The sequence below is a fragment of the Bacteroidales bacterium genome (assembly GCA_014860585.1).
Taxonomy (GTDB): Bacteria; Bacteroidota; Bacteroidia; order Bacteroidales; family 4484-276; genus RZYY01.
Genome location: JACZJL010000016.1, coordinates 1 through 3,602, shown reverse-complemented (window position 1 = coordinate 3,602; position 3,602 = coordinate 1). Strand labels below are relative to the sequence as shown.

Annotated in this window: 3 protein-coding genes; 2 read left to right on the top strand and 1 reads right to left on the bottom strand. The window is 43.2% G+C overall.

Annotated features, from left to right (window positions below):
* On the bottom strand, nt 1-1,554 hold a 1,554-nt coding region (locus IH598_01745), incomplete at its 3' end, for a fructose-1,6-bisphosphatase (GenBank protein ID MBE0637226.1).
* 215 nt (nt 1,555-1,769) lie between these two features.
* Between IH598_01745 and IH598_01740 the strand changes: the two genes are divergently transcribed.
* The gene (locus IH598_01740; protein MBE0637225.1) at nt 1,770-2,603 is read left to right on the top strand and encodes a prohibitin family protein; all 834 of its coding nucleotides are present in this window, start codon (nt 1,770-1,772) and stop codon (nt 2,601-2,603) included.
* Nucleotides 2,604-2,913: 310 nt separating this feature from the next.
* Nucleotides 2,914-3,602: hydroxymethylglutaryl-CoA lyase (locus tag IH598_01735; GenBank protein ID MBE0637224.1), on the top strand; the 689-nt coding region annotated here is incomplete at its 3' end.

Genomic DNA, 3,602 nt, shown 5'->3' with positions numbered 1-3,602 from the left:
ATTTTTTTCTTCGGTATGGGTCTCCTTTTCAGCAATAAAATAACGTTCGAAAGTTGTCATTTTCTTTTTCCCAAAAATGGGCGAGTATTTGCCACACCAGAGGTACCAGGTATGATCGCGGGCTATGGTATCCATCTGTTTGTCATTACGGGTGAAGTAAGCTTTACGGGCGTAAAGGTCGAATTGGTCAACAAGATTTTTTCCTGCAAGTTCCTTGTCGCCAAAGCTCATTTTGGTAAAACTGCCGTCTTTTTCTAAAGGAACACAACCATGAAGCAGCAGGTTGTTGTTGTAATTCAAATACATACTTCCTTTGGAATAGAGAAACTTGACATGCTTCTTGAGCAACTCGCTGTGCATAAACGAAATGCGAAGTTTATCCATTACTTCAGCCTCTTCGGTAGTGAGTTGGTATGGGTTTTTTGGGTCGATAGTGGGAAAATTCATATCGAGCATTTGGTATGGCTTTCCATCTATCTCCACCATTCCGGTCTCGAAATCAATTTTGTGCAAGAGGTTACGATCGTCCATTTCAAACTGCGGATTGCGGTTGATGATTTCAGCTTCATACTTGAATTGCATGATCGAAATAGCCTTGTGCATCTTCTTGATCATTTCGGTTTGCTTGCTGCTGAGTTCCATGTCCGGTGGGATTTTTGGCATGAACAGGTCGCAGGGATCGTCTTTGTAGGTCTCCATTGCAAAAGTGGCCAAAGGCAAAAGACTGATGCCGTATCCATCCTCGATGGTATCTAGATTCATGTAACGGGCTGAAATTCTGATCAGGTTGGCAATCATAGCGCGGATGCCTGCAGCGCTGCCCATCCAGATAATGTCGTGGTTGCCCCACTGGATATCAACCGAATGGTAGTTGATGAGCATCTCCATCACCTTTTCCGGTCCGGGACCGCGATCGAAAATATCACCGACGATGTGCAGGCGATCAATGGCAAGGCGCTGAATCAACTTGCAGATGGCAATGATGAACTCCTTTGCCCGGTCGATCCGGATGATCGTTTGGATGATCTCATCAAAATATTTCTCTTTATCACGGGTATTCGGTCGCTCGTGCAAGAGCTCCTCGATGATGTAGGCAAAATCGGCTGGTAATGATTTACGAACTTTTGATCGGGTGTATTTGGATGCCGTGGCACGGGTAACTTCAATCAGGCGCTGCAGGGTGACGGCATACCATTCTTCGATGTCAGTTTCACGTTTTTCGATGAGTGAAAGCTTTTCCTCAGGATAATAGATCAGTGTGGCCAATTCGTCCTTGATGAATTTACGCAGCGTATTCTTGAAAACATCTTCGATCTTTTGCCTGATCACCCCGGAGCCGTTGCGAAGCACATGACTGAATATTTCATGCTCACCGTGGATATCCGATAAAAAATGTTCGGTTCCCTTAGGTAATTTCATGATCGCTTCAAGGTTGATGATCTCCGTGCTGGCCGATTGAATGGTGGGAAATTGTTGCGACAGCAGCTGCAGGTATTTGATCTCTTTTTCGATCTCTTCGCGGCTAAATTTACTGTCGATGGGCTGATGTTTCATGATAAGGCAATTGAAAGATTTTTAATTTGAGGCTGCAAAATTAATCCAAACCAAAGAGTGTCGTAAATTTGCCGGGTTAAGAATTGTTAAGCACTGATAATCCACTTTCCGGCAAACTATTGTTCCGGTCATTTGTTGTTCCTTTTAAAGGAAAAAATGAAAATCATGTTTTTACAATTTACACTGCTTTATTTTTCTAACTAAAAATCAAAATTATGGCTCAGGAAGAATTGAATTTCAAGAAGATTGTGCCGATCGCAATCCTGGTAGTTATCGTAATTGTTGTGATTGCATTTGGCAGCCGGATGGTCACTACCATCGAAGCCGGATATGCCGGAGTGCTTTTTCGCCCGTTCAGTGGAGGTTTGAACACCGAAAAGACCTATGGTGAAGGATTTCACCTGATTGCTCCCTGGAACAAGATGTACGTTTATGAAGTGCGTCAGCAGGAGATTGCCGAAGAAATGAACGTATTGTCATCCAACGGGCTTGAGATCAGTGTTGATGTTTCCATCTGGTATCAGCCGGTTTATAGTGAGATTGGTCTGCTACACGGTCGTATTGGGATGGATTATCTGAAAAGGATCGTCGTGCCGGGATTGCGTTCTTCAACGCGAAGTGTGATCGGGCGTTACACACCCGAAGATATTTATTCGACAAAGCGGGATTTGATTCAGGACGAGATATTTGGTGAAATAACAGCTATTCTGGCAGATAAATATGTGCAGGTGAACAGGGTGCTCATCCGCTCTATAGTGTTGCCGGCTACTATAAAACAGGCCATCGAGAGCAAACTCAAGCAGGAACAGGAATCGCTTGAATATGAGTTCAGATTGATAAAGGCCGAAAAAGAAGCCGAACGTCAACGAATTGATGCAGACGGTAAAGCCAATGCAAACCGGATTCTCAGCGCCAGTCTGACCGATAAAATTCTGCTGGAAAAAGGAATTCAGGCTACCCTTGAATTGGCCAACTCGCCAAATACAAAAGTGATCGTGATTGGTAACTCCGAAAACGGACTTCCGATTATTTTAGGGGATTCAAAATAAGTTCAGCTTTTGATAGTGAGAAGGGCAAAAACATTTATTTTTAAATACTTATCAGTATCTTATTTTCTAATTTCTTGCTTTTTTTTGGCAGAATTTTCTGCCGAAGGCATCCATAGGAAAAAATCAAAAGACAAAAGACAAATAAATACGAAATTTAAAAAATTCAATTTCCCAAACTGGTCCACATTCAATAATGCTTTCACTGTTTGGATTTTTGATCCTTTATACATTGTCCAAAGGACTCCTATGGAGAGATTTGTTTATTGTCTTTTGTGATTTCTGGTTAATCCACGTAACGGAAAAAGTAAAAATGGAACAGACAATTAAAATCACAGAGGCGCCGCGGGATGCCATGCAGGGGATTAAAAATTTTATCCCTACGGATCAAAAAGCGGCATTGATCAACTCGTTGCTGAAAGTAGGTTTCGATATCATTGATTTCGGGAGTTTTGTTTCGCCAAAAGCCATCCCGCAATTGAGCGACACGGCAGAGGTAATTGGTAAGCTCGACATGTCGGAAACCAAATCAAAATTAATGGCCATTGTTGGTAATGCCAAAGGTGGACAGCAGGCTGCTTCCTTCGATGAAGTGACCTATCTGGGATTTCCCTTTTCTTTTTCGGAAACTTTTTTGCGGATGAATATCAATACCACACTGGAACAGGCCAGAAAGACTGTGGATGATTTAAAAGACATTTGCCTCCAAAGAAATAAAAAGCTGCTTGTTTACATCTCTATGGCTTTTGGCAACCCATACGGCGACCCGTGGAGCATTGACCTGATCCTGCAATGGGTTAAGTACCTTGAACAGCGCGAAATCGAAGTCATTGCACTTTCAGATATCATTGGAATTGCGGATGGCGGAATGATTGGCCGGGTTTTCGGGGAAGTGTTTTCGGAGGTTCCAGGGTTTGACATCGGTTTTCACCTTCACACCACCGGCCACAACTGGTACGAAAAGATTGACGCTGCCTACTCGCGTGGCTGCCGCCGTTTCGA

What these genes read in the sequence shown, in the direction of transcription:
- IH598_01740 (MBE0637225.1), top strand. Translation starts at nt 1,770, where the DNA reads ATGGCTCAGGAAGAATTGAATTTCAAGAAGATTGTGCCGATCGCAATC.